This window comes from Daejeonella sp. (assembly GCF_036405355.1).
Taxonomy (GTDB): domain Bacteria; phylum Bacteroidota; class Bacteroidia; order Sphingobacteriales; family Sphingobacteriaceae; genus Daejeonella.
This window is the reverse complement of sequence record NZ_DASWXT010000098.1, coordinates 21,022-37,046: the sequence shown is the minus strand read 5'-3', so window position 1 is coordinate 37,046 and position 16,025 is coordinate 21,022. Positions and strand designations below refer to the sequence as shown.

The 16,025-nt window shown below is 40.4% G+C and carries 16 protein-coding genes; 7 read left to right on the top strand and 9 right to left on the bottom strand.

Annotated features, from left to right (window positions below; genetic code table 11):
- From VGE44_RS18450 to VGE44_RS12115, 4 genes are all read left to right on the top strand, one after another.
- Positions 1-126: vitamin B12 dependent-methionine synthase activation domain-containing protein (locus VGE44_RS18450; protein ID WP_414649330.1), on the top strand; the 126-nt coding region annotated here is incomplete at its 5' end.
- Between the two features lie 72 nt (positions 127-198).
- Positions 199-537, top strand: coding sequence for a four helix bundle protein (locus tag VGE44_RS12125; RefSeq protein ID WP_331079385.1), 339 nt, complete (start codon positions 199-201; stop codon positions 535-537).
- Positions 538-624: 87 nt separating this feature from the next.
- Positions 625-1,581, top strand: coding sequence for a methylenetetrahydrofolate reductase [NAD(P)H] (gene metF / locus VGE44_RS12120; RefSeq protein WP_331079383.1), 957 nt, complete (start codon positions 625-627; stop codon positions 1,579-1,581).
- A 157-nt stretch (positions 1,582-1,738) separates the two neighbouring features.
- Positions 1,739-2,974, top strand: a complete 1,236-nt coding sequence (locus VGE44_RS12115; protein ID WP_331079381.1) for a VCBS repeat-containing protein — start codon at positions 1,739-1,741, stop codon at positions 2,972-2,974.
- A gap of 46 nt (positions 2,975-3,020) precedes the next feature.
- On the opposite strand, the gene thrC is transcribed toward VGE44_RS12115, so the two are convergent.
- The 3 genes from thrC to thrA all read right to left on the bottom strand — a co-directional run bounded on the left by thrC (position 3,021) and on the right by thrA (position 7,790).
- Positions 3,021-4,328, bottom strand: a complete 1,308-nt coding sequence (gene thrC, locus VGE44_RS12110) for a threonine synthase (protein ID WP_331079379.1) — start codon at positions 4,326-4,328, stop codon at positions 3,021-3,023.
- A complete protein-coding gene (locus VGE44_RS12105; protein ID WP_331079377.1) occupies positions 4,328-5,263 on the bottom strand; it encodes a homoserine kinase in 936 nt (311 codons plus the stop codon). The genes thrC and VGE44_RS12105 overlap by 1 nt, the downstream gene beginning before the upstream one ends.
- A gap of 70 nt (positions 5,264-5,333) precedes the next feature.
- Positions 5,334-7,790, bottom strand: coding sequence for a bifunctional aspartate kinase/homoserine dehydrogenase I (gene thrA / locus VGE44_RS12100; protein WP_331079375.1), 2,457 nt, complete (start codon positions 7,788-7,790; stop codon positions 5,334-5,336).
- 343 nt (positions 7,791-8,133) lie between these two features.
- On the opposite strand from thrA, the gene rsgA reads away from it, so the two are divergent.
- Genes rsgA through VGE44_RS12085 form a run of 3 tightly spaced genes read left to right on the top strand, consistent with a single transcriptional unit; the run spans position 8,134 to position 9,852 of the window.
- The gene (rsgA, locus tag VGE44_RS12095; RefSeq protein WP_331079372.1) at positions 8,134-9,054 is read left to right on the top strand and encodes a ribosome small subunit-dependent GTPase A; all 921 of its coding nucleotides are present in this window, start codon (positions 8,134-8,136) and stop codon (positions 9,052-9,054) included.
- Between the two features lies 1 nt (position 9,055).
- Entirely contained in the window at positions 9,056-9,508 is a 453-nt protein-coding gene (gene dtd, locus VGE44_RS12090) for a D-aminoacyl-tRNA deacylase (RefSeq protein ID WP_331079370.1), read from the top strand.
- Positions 9,509-9,525: 17 nt separating this feature from the next.
- Positions 9,526-9,852, top strand: coding sequence for a nucleotide pyrophosphohydrolase (locus VGE44_RS12085; RefSeq protein ID WP_331079368.1), 327 nt, complete (start codon positions 9,526-9,528; stop codon positions 9,850-9,852).
- Between the two features lie 72 nt (positions 9,853-9,924).
- Here VGE44_RS12085 and VGE44_RS12080 read toward each other — a convergent pair whose 3' ends face one another.
- The 6 genes from VGE44_RS12080 to VGE44_RS12055 all read right to left on the bottom strand — a co-directional run bounded on the left by VGE44_RS12080 (position 9,925) and on the right by VGE44_RS12055 (position 16,015).
- On the bottom strand, positions 9,925-10,641 hold the full coding sequence (locus VGE44_RS12080; protein ID WP_331079366.1) for a 2-phosphosulfolactate phosphatase: 717 nt from the start codon (positions 10,639-10,641) through the stop codon (positions 9,925-9,927).
- A 20-nt stretch (positions 10,642-10,661) separates the two neighbouring features.
- Complete coding sequence (gene gcvT / locus VGE44_RS12075) at positions 10,662-11,738, bottom strand: glycine cleavage system aminomethyltransferase GcvT (protein ID WP_331079364.1); 1,077 nt, start codon at positions 11,736-11,738, stop codon at positions 10,662-10,664.
- A 74-nt stretch (positions 11,739-11,812) separates the two neighbouring features.
- Positions 11,813-12,427 carry a ribonuclease HII gene (locus VGE44_RS12070; RefSeq protein WP_331079361.1) on the bottom strand — a complete coding sequence of 205 codons (615 nt, stop codon included), beginning with the start codon at positions 12,425-12,427 and terminating at the stop codon, positions 11,813-11,815.
- A gap of 23 nt (positions 12,428-12,450) precedes the next feature.
- Positions 12,451-13,695 carry a PP2C family protein-serine/threonine phosphatase gene (locus tag VGE44_RS12065; RefSeq protein WP_331079359.1) on the bottom strand — a complete coding sequence of 415 codons (1,245 nt, stop codon included), beginning with the start codon at positions 13,693-13,695 and terminating at the stop codon, positions 12,451-12,453.
- 231 nt (positions 13,696-13,926) lie between these two features.
- The gene (locus tag VGE44_RS12060; RefSeq protein WP_331079357.1) at positions 13,927-15,060 is read right to left on the bottom strand and encodes a glycosyltransferase family 2 protein; all 1,134 of its coding nucleotides are present in this window, start codon (positions 15,058-15,060) and stop codon (positions 13,927-13,929) included.
- Positions 15,041-16,015, bottom strand: a complete 975-nt coding sequence (locus tag VGE44_RS12055) for a hypothetical protein (protein WP_331079355.1) — start codon at positions 16,013-16,015, stop codon at positions 15,041-15,043. The genes VGE44_RS12060 and VGE44_RS12055 overlap by 20 nt, the downstream gene beginning before the upstream one ends.
- Positions 16,016-16,025: the final 10 nt, after the last annotated feature.

Genomic DNA, 16,025 nt, shown 5'->3' with positions numbered 1-16,025 from the left:
CATCCGCAATCACGTTATTTTGGATTAGGCAAAATCAGCAAGGATCAGGTAGAAGATTATGCCATTCGTAAAGGGATGACAGTTGAGGAAACGGAAAGGTGGCTGAGCCCGAATTTGGGGTACTAGTTGTTAGTTGTTAGTAGTTGGAACTAAACGCTGCGTTGAGAAAAAATATTAAGGATATTAAGCTGAAATTACATGACTGATTTTCAGAAATATACAGAATTAGATGTTTGGAAACATGCCAGAGAATTAGCCTCTTACATCTATGAACTTACTGCTGCTTATCCAAAAACTGAGCAATTTGGGATTACATCACAAATAAGAAGATGTGCGGTTTCAATTCCATCAAATATTGCTGAGGGTTGTGGCAGACAACATAACAAGGAAACTATACAATTTTTATCAATAGCAGGGGGTTCGTTGTTTGAATTGGAAACCCAATTGTATATTTCAAAAGATTTAAAGTTTATAGACGAATTACAACTATTAACCAGCCTGAGCAGAATAGAAACTCTGGGTAAATTATTAAATTGATTTATTAGATATTATAATACAAAAAGCTAAAAGTTGAGTTGTTAGCTAGCAGTTTTCTACAAACAACCAACAACCAACAACTGATTTATGAAAATCACCGATCACATAAAAAACGCCAAAGGCAAAACACTTTTCTCTTTCGAGTTGCTTCCTCCTTTAAAAGGGCAGAGTATACAGGGTATTTATGATGCTATAGATCCTTTGATGGAGTTTAAGCCTCCATTCATAGATGTAACCTATCACAGAGAAGATTATATCTATAAGCAGCATGAAAGTGGCCTGCTGGAAAAGGTCTCCTACCGCAAACGCCCCGGAACTGTAGCTATCTGTGCGTCGATTATGAACCGTTACAATGTAGATGCAGTGCCACATCTGATCTGCGGAGGATTTACAAAAGAGGAAACTGAAAACACCCTGATCGACCTGCAGTTTTTGGGTATAGATAACGTCCTGGTTTTACGCGGTGATGCTCGTCATGCAGATTCAGGATTTATTCCCACACCAGGGGGACATGCCTATGCAACTGAATTACTAGAGCAGGTAGCTAATATGAATAATGGGGTTTATCTTCATGAGGATTACGATACTGCCTATAAGACAAAATTCTGTATCGGTGTAGCCGGATATCCTGAAAAACACTTTGAAGCTCCAAACATGAAAACAGACTTCGGATTTTTGAAAAAGAAAGTTGAGATGGGTGCTGAGTTCATTGTGACACAGATGTTTTTCGACAATTCCAAATATGTTGAATTTGTGGCGCTATGCCGAGAAAATGGAATAAACGTTCCAATTATACCAGGTTTAAAACCGATTACTTCATCCAAACAATTAATCAGCCTGCCGAAAATTTTCCATATCGATTTGCCGGAGGATCTGAGTGAAGCTGTTCAAAAATGCAAATCTGAAAAAGAGGTTAGGGAAGTTGGAATTGAGCATATGATCGCTCAATGTAAAGAACTGATGAAAGTTGGAGCACCGGTATTGCACTTTTATACGATGAGTAATCCGGGTCCAACGAAGAGAATTGCCGAAGCAATTTTTTAAAAGGATAAAACAGCGGTTAAAAAAGAGTCTTAATTTCTATGGAAAAAACCAGTTAATCAATCAGATCTACCTTTAACTAATTTTCCTATACCCTATTTTATAAGTTTTTGTAAATTAGCTAACGCTGACAGGGTTTAAAACCCTGTCAGCGTTAAGTATGAAAAAAACCTGGCTTTTAGTCTTAACAGCCGCGGCACTAATCATCTATCTGGCATGTGCCCCATCAAGCCCGAATACTCCCGGAATTTCCTCAACAGAATATTTTGAGGATGTAACGCTTACTCATTTACCCCAAGCTCCGAAATTACATTCTCTGGATACTGGGTTTGGTGATGTAGACAAGGATGGGGATCTGGATATTATTATAGCTGTAGAAAATGATGTGAACAGGTTATACATTAATGACGGAAGCGGAAGATTTACCTGGAAGCAGGGGGTATTTCGGGAGGTAAAGAACGATTCTGAACATGTACGTCTCAGCGACTTCAACAATGATGGTAATCTGGACGCTGTGTTTGTAGCCGAAGATGATCAGACACCTGAATTGTATCTGGGTAAGGGGGATGGTACCTTCCGGGACCTCAGCGATGAACTCCCATCAAAAAGTGAAGGCAATGGTCTTGCTGTTGCTGATGTTGATCAGGACGGCCTTACAGATATTTTGGTTGGGAACTCAGGTTCAAAAGGTCAAAATTTTCTTTGGCTTAACAACAAACAAAAACCGGGGAGTTTTATTGATCGCACTTCATCAAACCTTCCTGAAATAAATGGCGCTACCCAGGATATTAAACTTGCAGATCTGGATGCCGATGGCGACCTGGATATGGTCGTAGGGAATGAAATTCCACCCAACAGGTTATTTATAAATAATGGGGATGGAAAATTTACAGAAAAGGCCGATCAGCTTGAACTGCTTGTTCCCCTCCACACACGCGAAACTGTTCTGTTTGATGCCGACGGAGACGGAGATCAGGATATTCTATTTGCTAATCTTACAAATAATGGCGGAGAGTGGGATAAAGACCCACAGGCGCGGCTTCTGATTAACAACGGGAAAGGCTTTTTTAAAGATGAAAGCAGTACCAGAATGCCCGCAAATAGATTCTCAACTTATGCCGCCAATGTGATTGATTTTGATGGAGATGGCCATCCGGATATTTTGCTAAGTGCTATTACAATTCCCGGGTTTAATGCAGATAAAGTGAGGGCTTACAGAAATAACGGGCAAGGCAAATTCACCGATGTGAGTACAGAAGTCATTCCGGTGGAAACCGCAGGCCGTTCCTGGGGTATTTGTATTGGAGATGTGAATAAAGATGGGATTCCAGATGCATTTGTAGGTGGATGGGGAACTCAGGCCAGGTTGCTGCTGGGCAAAAAATCCAGGAAATAACCCAATTATTTTCTTCAGGTAACCGGAAATTAGCCAATAAGAGCAACTAACTATCCAGTAAATAATTCTTAAACCCTTCAAAGTCTCTATCCAAACTAACCGAAAGCCTTTCCTTACCCTCTAAATCCTTTACCTGTACCGGAATATCTATTTCCGCAGCGATCTCTGCAGGAAAAATATCGGGAAATTTACAAGGATGGGCAGTAGATAAAAATACGCCTGCAACATCATCAGAAGGATGCTCATTTATCCAGCTTTTTAAAGCCAGCCAGGCAATAGCAGTATGCGGGCACATTATATAGCCATGCTCCTTGTGTACAAACTTTATGGCTTCAAGGGTTTCCTCATCACTAAAACTATAAGCACTGAGCAAATTTTTAAGCAAACTTCGGTCCCCGCCAAACATATCCATAATCCTTACCCAGTTACTTGGATCACCTACATCCATTGCATTTGACCAGGTCTGCACACTTGGCTTTGCCTTGTACACTCCGGTTTGTAGGAAAACCGGAACTGTATCATTAACATTAGTCGCAGCCAAAAATGCCCTGACGGGTAAACCCATCTTCCAGGCAAGCAAACCCGCTCCGATATTGCCAAAATTTCCGCTCGGGACAGAAAATACCACTTCCTTATAACCCATTCGCTGAATCTGTGCATATGCATTAAAATAATAGAATGTCTGTGGAATCAGTCTTGAAATATTGATGGAATTGGCAGATGTAAGACGAAACCTCTCTTTCAGGTCAGAATCATTAAATGCCTGCTTTACTAAAGCCTGACAATCATCAAAGGTACCATCGATCTCTATCGCACGAATGTTCTGTCCGTTGGTAGTTAACTGAAGTTCTTGTATCGGACTTACCTTTCCCCTTGGAAATAAGATAGTTACCCTGACATTAGGTACTCCCAGAAAACCCAGTGCCACAGCTCCGCCCGTATCTCCCGATGTAGCTACAAGTACATCTAACTGCTTTTCACCCTCCTTCAAAAAATAACTCATCACCCGGCTCATGAACCTGGCACCGAAATCTTTGAAAGCCAGTGAAGGACCATGAAAAAGTTCCAGAACATTTATGCCTTTAGAAATTTCGATAACAGGTGCATTGAAATTGATCGCATCATCAATTATAGCCTTCAGATCTGATTCGGGAATTGCATCATTCAGAATTGCTTTAGACACCCTGAAAGCAATTTCAGGCAGGCTATATTTGTGTAGATCTGCAATAAATTCAGGATCAAGCACCGGGATATTTACCGGCATGTATAAACCCTTATCTGCAGGCAAACTATTGAATACTCCTTCTTTAAAAGGAACCCTTAAATCTTTATTATTGGTACTGTATAAAATCATTAATCTAAAATTATTGGCCCCTGAGCATTAATCGGCGACCTGTATGCAATACTTTCTGTGTCGAGCCATCTGAAATGTGCCTGCAATTTTTCATTGATCCGGCGGGCATCATCATCATTTCTGGTAAATGTGAAAACCGAAGGCCCTGAACCGGAAATTCCGAAACTAAGTGCTCCATTTTCCATCGCAATTTCTCTTAATCTGTAAAAATCAGGGATCAGAATCGACCTGACGGGCTCGACGATCACATCCTTCATGCTCCTGGCAATCAGGTCTATATTTTTGGTATATAAGCCACTAACCAATCCGGCAACATTTCCCCACTGAACTACCGCATCTTTCAACAATATTTTGCTCCTGATGATCTGCCTTGCATCACGGGTCGGTACATCAACCTGCGGAAAAACGATAGAACAATAAAGTTCTTCAGGAAATGGAAGCTGAATAATATCCAGCGGCTCATAGCTGCGGATCAGCACAAAGCCTCCAAGCAGCGCCGGCGCCACATTATCAGCATGCCCATATCCGCAGGCCAGCTCCTCTCCTTTCATCGCAAAAGGAACAAGTTCCATTTTTGTCAGAGGGCTATCCATTAGTATATTGATTGCAAACAATCCGGCAACTGTACTGGCAGAACTTGATCCCAATCCGCTGCCGATCGGCATTTTTTTATTCAGTTCTATCTCCACTCCCACATCGGATCGCCCGATATGATTCAGGAAATGCTGTACGCTCACACTAACTGTATTCTTAGCCGGATCATATGGCAAACGCCCATCATCACCGCTTATTTTTGTGATAATTACTCCTGGTTCATCCCTCAAACGCATAATCACCTCATCACCTGGTGCATTCACCGCGAAACCCAAAACATCGTAACCGCAAACTACATTGGCTACTGTGGCAGGTGCAAAAACTTTTACTGATCTATTCATATTTATATACTGTCTCCTGAACATCCTGCATAAGCCGAACGATCAAAAATATTAAAATAATCAGGTGCTATCAGAATTTATTGGCACCTACATGCACAATATCTGCAAACACACCGGCAGCTGTAACTTCGGCACCGGCACCTGGACCTTTAACCACCATTGGCCTTTCCTTATAGCGATCGGTAATGAATGAAATGATATTATCACTTCCTGACAAAGCATAAAAAGGGTGTGCATCGTCAACCATCTGAAGCCCTATCTTCACTTTGCCATTCTCTAGTTTACCAATATATCTAAGCACTTTTTTTTCATTCTCTGCCTGCTTTTTCATGTCTTCAAAAAAGCTGTTCTCTGCCTGCAATGTCTTATAAAAATCATCCACAGTCTCCGCATTGAGACATGATTCGGGAAGCATGCTTTCAATCTCTACATCTGCCGCTTCAAGCTCATAACCGGCATCACGGGCAAGAATCAGCATCTTTCTCATAAAATCAGTACCCCGAAGATCATCACGGGGATCAGGTTCAGTATAGCCCTTTTCCTGTGCCTGCTTCACTATATCGTGGAAAGTGATATCACCCTTATAGTTATTAAAAATGTATGAAATAGTTCCTGAAAGTATAGCCTCAATACTCAGAATCCGATCCCCACTAATCATCAGGTCTTTTAATGTCTTCACGATAGGAAGGCCTGCCCCAACATTGGTTTCGTAAAAGAAATCTACCCCATGCAGTCTTGCAGTATCCCTGAACAGCTTATACTGCTCAAAAGAAGAAGAATTACCAATCTTATTGCAGGTTACAATAGAAATGTTTGAACTGAATATCTCCTGGTAAAACTCAATAGGTTTTAAACTTGCTGTATTATCTGCAAAGACACAGTTTGGAAGGTTCATAGATTTCATTCTCTCTACAAAATGCGCAAGATCAGCCGGCTCACCTTCCTTCTGAAGGGTATCCTGCCAGTTTTCAAGTTCAATACCTTCTGCATCAAAGAACATCTTACGGGTATTACCGATGCCGACAACTTTGATCTGTATTCCATTATGTTTCTGAAGAAAATCCTTGTGCTCCAATAATTGTTTGAACAAAGTAGTTCCGATATTTCCGGTTCCAAGACAGAAAACGTGCAAGGTTTTATTCAACTCAACAAAGAAGGCATCATGGACCGCATTGAGGCCTTTATTCAAATCTTCTCTTGAGATCACAACCGAAATATTGTATTCTGAAGATCCCTGAGCAATCGCCCTGACATTGATTCCATTACGTCCCAAGGCATGAAAAAGCTTTCCGGAAATCCCGGGAGTTTGTTTCATATTTTCTCCCACAATGGCAAGAACCGAAAGGCCCTGCTCAAAAATAGGTGCCTCGATCTTTTTTGCGAGCAGCTCCAGTTCAAATTCATGTTCAATCAAATGCTGTGCCCTTGCCGCATCAGAAGGGTGTATTGCAAAAGTGATGCTGTGTTCTGAAGAAGACTGGGTGATCAGAATTACATTGATTTGCTCACGAGCCAGCAGGGAAAATAATCGACCGCTAAATCCTGCCTTTCCGACCATCCCACTGCCTTCAATGTTGATAATACTGATATCATTAATTGAAGAAATTCCCTTTATTGCCAGACCCGAATTTTCACAATCATGTTTGATCACAGAACCCGGAAATTCAGGTTCGAAAGTATTCCGGATTACAATCGGAATTTTCTTCATGAACGCTGGGATCATTGTTGGAGGGTATATAACTTTTGCTCCAAAGAATGAAAGCTCCATTGCCTCAGTATATGAAAGTTCAGGCAATGAAAATGCTTTTTTAACCATCCTGGGATCTGCTGTCATCATTCCGTTCACATCGGTCCAGATCTCAATCTCCTCGGCATTCAGGGCTGAACCAAAAATAGCAGCAGTATAATCGCTACCACCTCTACCTAAGGTGGTAATCCTTCCCTCATCATTACTTGCAATGAAACCGGTAACAAACAGCATTTTACCCTTATTTGTATTGTAGCAGTCTCTTATAAGAAGTTCTGTGAGTTCCATATTCACACGAGCCTGTCCAAAAGAGCTGTCTGTTTTTATCACATCTGCAGCATTCACATAAACATCTTCATCCGATTTCTGTCCGGCGATCTTACTAATCATAAACGTTGAACAACGCTCTCCATAACTAAGAACCAGATCCCGGGTACGCGGAGTCAATTCGCGCAGAATCATTACCCCCTGCAAAAGATCTTCCAGTTCGTTAAACAGAATGCGAAGCTTTGTAAATACAGGATTTTGTCTCGGTACGGCCAATAGCTCTTTAATCACTTCAAAATGACGCTCTTCCAGCTCTTTTAATTCGCTGCTGAAAGTCCCGCCCTGTGCAGCTTTATCTGCCATTGAAGACAAAAGATTCGTGACCCCGCTCATAGCCGAAAGGACAATAACCGGATTCCCCGATTGCTTCTGCTCCTTTTCAATAATCTGCAATAATTTACTGATCGATTCAACCGATCCAACTGAGGTACCCCCGAACTTTAAAATTTTCATTAGTGTATACTTGTTTATAAGTCCCGTAAGTACGGGATTCTCTGAATTTTTATAAAAAAAAACGCCTTCCCCTTTGTCGGAGGAAGGCGTTTTTGATGTTTTATGTTAAATTTACACCATACATTTACCTTCCCCAAGCATCAGCGTGGTGGTGGTAGTTGTTGTTGTGGTATAAAAAGCTGTATTCATTTCTTTTTTATTGTGGCGTAAATAACGGTTTTAATTTTTGAATTCACAAATTCTTGTGAATTTATTTTAATTAAACATCATTTTTTATCAAAACAATAATAAACAGGCTACATAATTATTGATAATGCAATCAAGGAGTATCTTTAGCGATTAAATGCAGGGGCTAGTTATAAAATCAACAGGAAGCTGGTATGAAGTTCAAACCGATGAGGGGAGAGCCATAAAATGCCGTATAAAGGGTAAGTTTCGAACGCTGGATATTAAAACTACTAATCCCGTAGCTGTAGGTGACCGTGTCACAGTGGAGCCTGAGCCCGATCAGGAAACCGGACTGATCACTGAACTTGAGCCAAGAAAGAATTATATTATCCGTAAGTCTGTTAACCTGTCAAAGCAGGCACAGATTATTGCAGCCAATCTAGACCAGGCTTTTCTGATCGTTACCCTGGCTTCTCCCCGAACTTCGCTGGGATTTATCGACCGCTTTCTGGTCACTGCTGAAGCCTATGATATTCCGGCAAAATTAATATTTAACAAGCTTGACCTCTTTAGTGATGAAGGTTTGGAGATTTTAAGCCAATACCAGTCCATTTATGAACAAGCCGGATACCCATGTTACAGTGTATCGGCATTAAAAGCGACTAATCTGGATCAGTTAAGGGAACTGTTGAAGGATAAAGTTACACTGGTAAGTGGTCACTCTGGTGTCGGAAAATCAACATTGATTAATGCCTTACTACCGGGTTATGAACTTAAAACAGGTGATATCTCTGATTGGAGTGATAAGGGAAAGCATACCACAACTTTTGCTGAGATGTTTAAGCTGCCTTTCGGCGGATATCTGATTGATACCCCCGGGATACGTGAACTCGGTGTTTTCGATATTGAAAAACAGGAACTCGGTCGTTTGTTTCCCGAGATCAGAAAGCTGATGGATGATTGCCGCTTTAACAATTGCAGGCACATCAATGAACCGGGATGTGCGGTTTTAGAAGCTCTGGAAGAAGGTAAACTCGAACCGTCGAGATACGATAGCTATTTAAGCATATACAACAACAACGATACAAGAGCATAAGATGAGAGCAATAATTCAGCGGGTTAGCAGCGCCTCATGCAGTATTGAGGGAAAGATCAGTGGGGAAATTGGTTTGGGCTTTATGATTCTGCTGGGTATTGAAGATAGTGACACCGATGAAGATCTGAACTGGCTGGCGCAGAAGATCAGCAACATGAGGATATTTTCGGATGAGAACGGCTTGATGAATAAAGCTTTGGCTGATGTTCAGGGGAATATTTTGCTTGTCAGTCAGTTTACACTGTTCGCCTCTACAAAAAAAGGGAATCGCCCCGGATTTACGCGGTCGGCAAAGCCGGATTTTGCAATTCCATTGTATGAAAAAATGATCCGTGAGCTGGGGCAACTTACCGGGACAAAAATCCAGAGCGGAGTTTTTGGTGCTGATATGCAGATCAGCCTGGTTAATGATGGCCCGGTAACTATAATCATGGATACCAAATCAAGAGAATAAGTTTAAAAATAATTCTGATGACAATACAGGAAGCACAGGAAAACGTTGACCAGTGGATCAAAACGACAGGAGTTCGCTATTTTAATGAACTGACCAATACCGCTATCCTGATGGAGGAAGTTGGAGAGGTTGCCCGCATCATGGCCAGAAAATATGGCGAACAATCCTTTAAAAAATCAGATGAAGGGCATGACCTGGGGGATGAATTAGCTGATGTGCTGTTTGTTCTAATCTGCCTTGCCAATCAAACTGGCGTCGATCTAACAGAAGCACTTGGTAAAAATATGGAGAAGAAAAATATCAGAGATGCCGACAGGCATAAGAATAATCAAAAATTGAAATAACCCTGTCAGCTTTTGGAACGCTGTTAGGGTTTATCTTAAGGCTGAAAGGGTTTTGAACCCTGTCAGCCTTAATCAAATCATCATTTTAATTAGTCTCTCACCATCAAGAACCGGGATTCCTTTAGTGATATTCAGGTTCAGGCAAAATTTTATATCTTCCTCAATACCCAGCTTTTTCAAACGCTCGCTGTGCGAAGTTTTCTTTAGGTAGGAGTTAAGGTCATCTTTTGCCATAATATACAGGTCTTCGGAAGCTATACCCGCATCATCCAAAGAATAATTCTCCTCTCTTAGGTAATGAACAACCCCTCCTGCAAACAAAGTATCTTCAAGGTTAACTTTATCCTTCCATCCTGAACATAATAACAGCACATCATTTGGCTGAGCTTTTAGCCAGTCGCAGAGAGCTGCCAGGTTTAAAAAGGAACCTATCACAATTTTATGGGCACCACGTGCCATATTGATAGCGTGTGTTCCATTGGTTGTAGTCAATACAATTGTTTTACCACTCACCTTATCTTCAGTATACGAAAAAGGTGAGTTGCCAAAATCGAACCCATCTACTACCTCTCCATTGCGCTCTGCAGCAAGCAGATAATCGGAATGTCTGTAAGATTCACATGCCTCTATCGTGGCGACCGGAATGATTGATTCTGCCCCATTTTCAATACCATAGCAAATTGATGAAGTTGCCCTGAAAATATCAATTACAACAACAATACTGTTTGTGAAATCATGAAGGTGAAGCAAAGCAGGTGTGAGACAAACTTCGAGGTTACGTTTTTGCATTCTTTAGAAAGGGCTGATTATTACTTAAAAGGCATTTTTACTACCCTTGCTAACACTTTATTATCTCTGATCTTTATATATATATCTGTACCTATCTTTGAAAAGGCTGTTTTAACATAACCCATACCTATTCCCTTTTGAAGGCTTGGCGATTGAGTACCTGAAGTTACTTTACCAATTACAGTGCCATACACATCCACGATTTCATAATCGTGACGCGGAATACCCCTTTCAATCATTTCAAATCCAACCAGCTTACGCTCAACACCATTTTCCTTCTGAATCGCAAGATTTTCTGAATTGACAAAGTTCTTTGTGAATTTAGTGATCCAACTCAGACCTGCTTCTATCGGTGAGGTTGAATCGTCAATATCATTTCCATAAAGGCAGAAACCCATCTCCAGTCGAAGAGTATCCCTTGCTGCGAGTCCGATTGGTTTGATCCCAAAAGGCTCACCGGCTCTGAAAACTTCATTCCATATATGTTCAGAATCTTTTTTATCAAAATATAATTCAAAGCCTCCAGCACCCGTATATCCCGTAGCAGATATCAACACATTCTCTATCCCGGCAAATACACCTTTTTTAAATGTATAATAATCCATATCAGACAGATTAACTTCAGTTAAACTTTGAAGGGCTTCGGCAGCTTTAGGACCCTGAACAGCCAGTAATGAAGTCTGATCTGAAATATTCTTCATGTCTACTGCCCCATTGTTGTACTTTGAAATCCAGTCCCAGTCTTTATCAATATTTGAAGCATTTACAACAAGCATATAGGTATTTTCATCTATACGATAGACCAGCAAATCGTCAACGATTCCACCCTGCTCATTTGGGAGACATGAATACTGAACTTTACCGTCAAAAAGCGTAGAGGCATCGTTTGAGCATACTCTTTGGATAAGATCTAACGCACCCTCCCCTTTCAGAATAAATTCGCCCATATGGCTCACATCAAATACTCCGACGCCATTTCTGACTGTTTCATGCTCGATGTTAATCCCACTGTATTGAACAGGCATATTAAATCCGGCAAAAGGTACCATTTTAGCACCAAGTGCGATATGGATATCATTTAAGGCAACACTTTTCATTATTAAGAAGGTATTATTGATTGCGCCAAAAGTAATTAAAAACGATTAAAAGCTAAGGTATAATTTCAGGATAATCAATTCTGCTCAGAAAATAATGCAAGTGTAAGCTGGGGGTCACTGATCCGGAAAGTTTTGCGATGAAAAGGCGTAAGGCCATGAGCAATAACCGCATTTCTATGCTTAATAGTTGGGTAACCCTTATTACTTTTCCAGTCATATTGCGGATACTCTGCTGCCAAATTAAGCATATATTCATCCCGGTAGGTTTTGGCAAGAATTGAAGCTGCTGCTATTGAATAATACTTACTGTCTCCTTTTATGATACACTGATGTGTTAAATTCCCGTAGGGCTTAAAGCGGTTTCCGTCTATAATAATGAAGCCCGGGCGAACACTGAGTTGCCCAAGTGCAAGATGCATCGCTTTGATTGAAGCATTCAATATATTGATCTTGTCAATTTCTTCATGATCTACCGATGCCACGGCAAAGGCTAGTGCTTCCCGTTCAACCATATCGCGAAGTTGAAAGCGATCTTTTTCATTTATTTTTTTTGAATCGTTAAGCAGAGGATGGGAAAAATTTTCAGGCAAAATTACGGCGGCTGCAAAAACCGGACCGGCAAGGCATCCGCGTCCCGCCTCATCGCAGCCCGCTTCAATATATTCCTTTTGAAAGTACGGTAGAAGCATAATGTCTGTTTATAACGAAATCACTAAGATACCCTTATGGTTAAAAGGGTAATATCATCTGAATTCATCTTTGCATTATTAAGGCTTTGAATACTCCTTAAAATATTTTCATTTAGAGTATCAACCTCGAGATGACAACTTTCCAGCAAATGTGAAACCAGTTCCTGGTCAGAAATGTACACTTCCTCGTTCGGACTTTCAACCAGACCGTCAGTATAATTGAAAACTATACTTCCTGAAGTCATGACTTCCCTGCCCAGATTTATTACCGGAAGGGTATCAAAAGCACCGATGATTGTGGTGCCCTCTTTTAAAAATTTAACCTTCCCATCCATTATCAGAACCGAAGGGTTATGCCCTGCATTGACATACTGCAGTTCCCTTGTTTGCTCATTATAAAGTCCAAGAAATAAGGTCACGAAGCGTTCCCCGTTAGTATTTGAGTAAACGATCTCATTCAATCGCTCTGTCAGTTTAACAAGATTTCTCTCAACCGAGGCCCAGGCTCTTAAACTGGCCTGTAAATTTGCCATCAGCAAAGCAGCAGAAACCCCCTTTCCTGAGGCATCGGCAATACACCAGAGATACTCATGAGTGCCTAACTTAATAAAGTCAAAATAATCGCCACCAATATTCTCATTTGGAAGATAAGTTGCTCCAACCTCTACAGCACCCGTTTTAGGTAATCGCCTGGGTATAAGCATCCCCTGAACCTCAACAGCCAGCTCCATATCACGTTGTAAGCGTTCCCTGCCTACTCTTTCTTTCAGGAGTTTCTTGTTTTCAAGGGCTACAACGATTACATTGATCAGAGTCTGAATGAAATTGAGATCACTACTCAGCAGATTCTGGCTAGTATCAAAACCGCCTATCAAGACAAAAGCCAGAAGCTCCTGATTGTGAAAAACCGGAACAAAATATTCGTATTTATTTAACAAAGGATCATCCTGAGATTTCAAAGAAGTAATATATCTGAAATCAATCAGGGCCTGGCAGGTTTGCTGCAATGTTTTTGCATTTTCAAATTCACCTCCGAATCGTGTAGCGCAGTAAAAATGTTCTCCTTCCTTGATCAAAAGACGGATCTTCCCAATCTTTAAGTGGACATTCAGAATTACCTCGAGCATCTCGAACAAAACCGAGGAGGGACTGTTTATATTAATAGCCTGAGTAATTTCAAGCAAAGAGTTTAATTCAGCCTGACGTTTTAGCAAGAGTTGAATTAACTCACTTTCATCATTTATTGCTGATATTGGTTTTCTTTGCAAGACTATAAATTGAGGACTGCGACGCTTAAAATTAAGGAATTAATCCAAACTTGCAATCAGAAATAGGGTTTTATGGCTTTTTGACTTAGATCTTGTAACACCGCCCGGACTTTGCTATCTTCACATCTCACATCTCACATCTCACATCTCACATCTCATATCTCACATCTCACATCTCATATCTCATATCTCATATCTCATATCTCACATCTCATATCTCACATCTCACATCTACCGTACCATCCTCCCCTTCCAATTGTATTTGCCTGAGTTTCCTGCAATCCCAATGTACATCAGATAAAACATGTGGAGCACAGTAAGTATTGGAACATACCACAGTAGTTTACTTCTTTTGGCAAAACTGCATAGCGGAATCAGTAATGACATTTCTGCCAAAGCCTTTATACTTATGCACACTAAACCCAAATACCAGAAATAAGGATTGAAAAAGCCCAGAATTGAACTCAGAAAGATCATGAAATTAAAAATCCAAACTGATACCCCGATCACAACAATTGCCTTGTTTTTATATTTGGTGCTTTTTGATGCCCAGCGTTTTCTTTGCTGGATAAATTCTTTGAGATTTGATTTTGCATGGGTATAAACGATCGCATCACGGGATTTACAAAAACCAATGCCATCAGGATAAACCGATGCAACTTTATGAAGAAATAGTTCATCATCACCTGAGGCCAGCTCATCAATACCCTGAAATCCTTTAAGCTCATAAAACACTTCTCTCTGATAAGCGAGGTTGGCTCCGCTACAGGTTGAGGGCATTTTATTCCCTATCCCTGCAGCTCCCAGTCCCGACAGAAACAGAAAATCCAGAGTTTGCATTTCTTCAAACTTGCTTTTTTCTTCAAAATAGATTACCGGTGAAGAGATCATCTTATAATCACCCGATTCATAAAATCCAATGATAGTTTTAAGCCATGCCGGCGACATTCTGCAATCTGCATCGGTCGTAATGATAAGTTCTGAATCAGAGAGTTTAATTGCCTCAGTTATTGCCTTCTTTTTATATGAATTTAAAGGCTCATTTTCATTCAAAACAATCAGCTTTACACCTCTTTCTGCAAAAGATAGAACGATTTGAGATGTCTGGTCGGTCGAGTGATCATCAACCACAATCAATTCCATTAACTCAGGAGGATAATCCTGTGCCAGAATATCATTAATGGTATTGAATATTTTATCTTCCTCATTTCTGGCTGCAATCAGAATACTGACAGTCGTTTTAAAACGGGTACTTTTCAGATTAAAGGTTTTCACAGCCAGCCAGCCCCTGCGCAGAAATAAAACCATACCTAAATAGGCAAGAGCCAGAGAAATTGAAATTATACTAATTACGAGGACTACCAAAGAAATTGAGTTTTAAAACGAAAACGGACCCTAAAATAGCCGGAATAATTAAATTAATCAGCCATATACTTGCAACGGCTGCCATCACCGCAATTTCCTGATCAGTTACAAAGGAAAAAAAGTAAGCAGCGGTTGTTGCTCTCAAACCTATATCTAGAAGATCAAGGGAAGGCATTGAAGATTGAATAAAATAAAAGATAAACAGGATCAAAACCATATCCAGTGGAGCTATTTCAGGAATTAGTAAATGAATGATTAGAAAATATTGTGTGCTAAATATCAGGATACGCGACAGACTATACATTAAGATATGCAAGAGTGCTGAAACCTTGAATTTCGAAAAAATAATGAAAAAGCGCTTGTAGGGTTTCAAAAACTTTATTTTGGACAAGAGACCATTTATCCAATGGATATTGAAAAAGAAAAGCAGAAAAAATCCACTGAAAGCAAGTGCCAATATAAATATACTAAAATTCATTAGGAGATTGAGATCCATAAAACGAAAAAGAAACCAGCTGAGTGCCAGAGAGCCAAATACATTGACCAGCACCAATTGACCGAAAGACCCGACCGTCATAGCAACGGCGCCTTTTATACGCTTATTGGGAGACAGAAAAAAGACTCTCCCTCCGTATTCTCCGATCCGGTTTGGAGTAAAAACTGCCCATGTCAATCCACAAAAAACTGATTCAACAGCCTTCCAGGTACTTATTACCTCTATTTTCTGAACAAGGTATTTCCATTTAAGAGCCTCCAAAAACCAGTTCAGAAACATCAATAGAAAAAGACTGGACATTACTATCCACACACTTTCAGGATCAAGTTCATTAAGCAGCATCCTGAAGTTACTGATACCACTATTATTACTAAGCCTGTTATATATATACCAGAATGCCAGACCTAAAATGGTGACCTTAATACAAATGCTCAGAATCTTTTTGGTACTGCTGTTCAAAATATTTTAT

Excerpts from the sequence above, each read along its gene's own strand:
- VGE44_RS12125 (WP_331079385.1), top strand. The coding sequence starts at position 199 with ATGACTGATTTTCAGAAATATACAGAATTAGATGTTTGGAAACATGCC.
- metF (WP_331079383.1), top strand. The coding sequence starts at position 625 with ATGAAAATCACCGATCACATAAAAAACGCCAAAGGCAAAACACTTTTC.
- VGE44_RS12115 (WP_331079381.1), top strand. The coding sequence starts at position 1,739 with ATGAAAAAAACCTGGCTTTTAGTCTTAACAGCCGCGGCACTAATCATC.
- thrC (WP_331079379.1), bottom strand. The coding sequence starts at position 4,328 with ATGATTTTATACAGTACCAATAATAAAGATTTAAGGGTTCCTTTTAAA.
- VGE44_RS12105 (WP_331079377.1), bottom strand. The coding sequence starts at position 5,263 with ATGAATAGATCAGTAAAAGTTTTTGCACCTGCCACAGTAGCCAATGTA.
- thrA (WP_331079375.1), bottom strand. The coding sequence starts at position 7,790 with ATGAAAATTTTAAAGTTCGGGGGTACCTCAGTTGGATCGGTTGAATCG.
- rsgA (WP_331079372.1), top strand. The coding sequence starts at position 8,134 with ATGCAGGGGCTAGTTATAAAATCAACAGGAAGCTGGTATGAAGTTCAA.
- dtd (WP_331079370.1), top strand. The coding sequence starts at position 9,056 with ATGAGAGCAATAATTCAGCGGGTTAGCAGCGCCTCATGCAGTATTGAG.
- VGE44_RS12085 (WP_331079368.1), top strand. The coding sequence starts at position 9,526 with ATGACAATACAGGAAGCACAGGAAAACGTTGACCAGTGGATCAAAACG.
- VGE44_RS12080 (WP_331079366.1), bottom strand. The coding sequence starts at position 10,641 with ATGCAAAAACGTAACCTCGAAGTTTGTCTCACACCTGCTTTGCTTCAC.
- gcvT (WP_331079364.1), bottom strand. The coding sequence starts at position 11,738 with ATGAAAAGTGTTGCCTTAAATGATATCCATATCGCACTTGGTGCTAAA.
- VGE44_RS12070 (WP_331079361.1), bottom strand. The coding sequence starts at position 12,427 with ATGCTTCTACCGTACTTTCAAAAGGAATATATTGAAGCGGGCTGCGAT.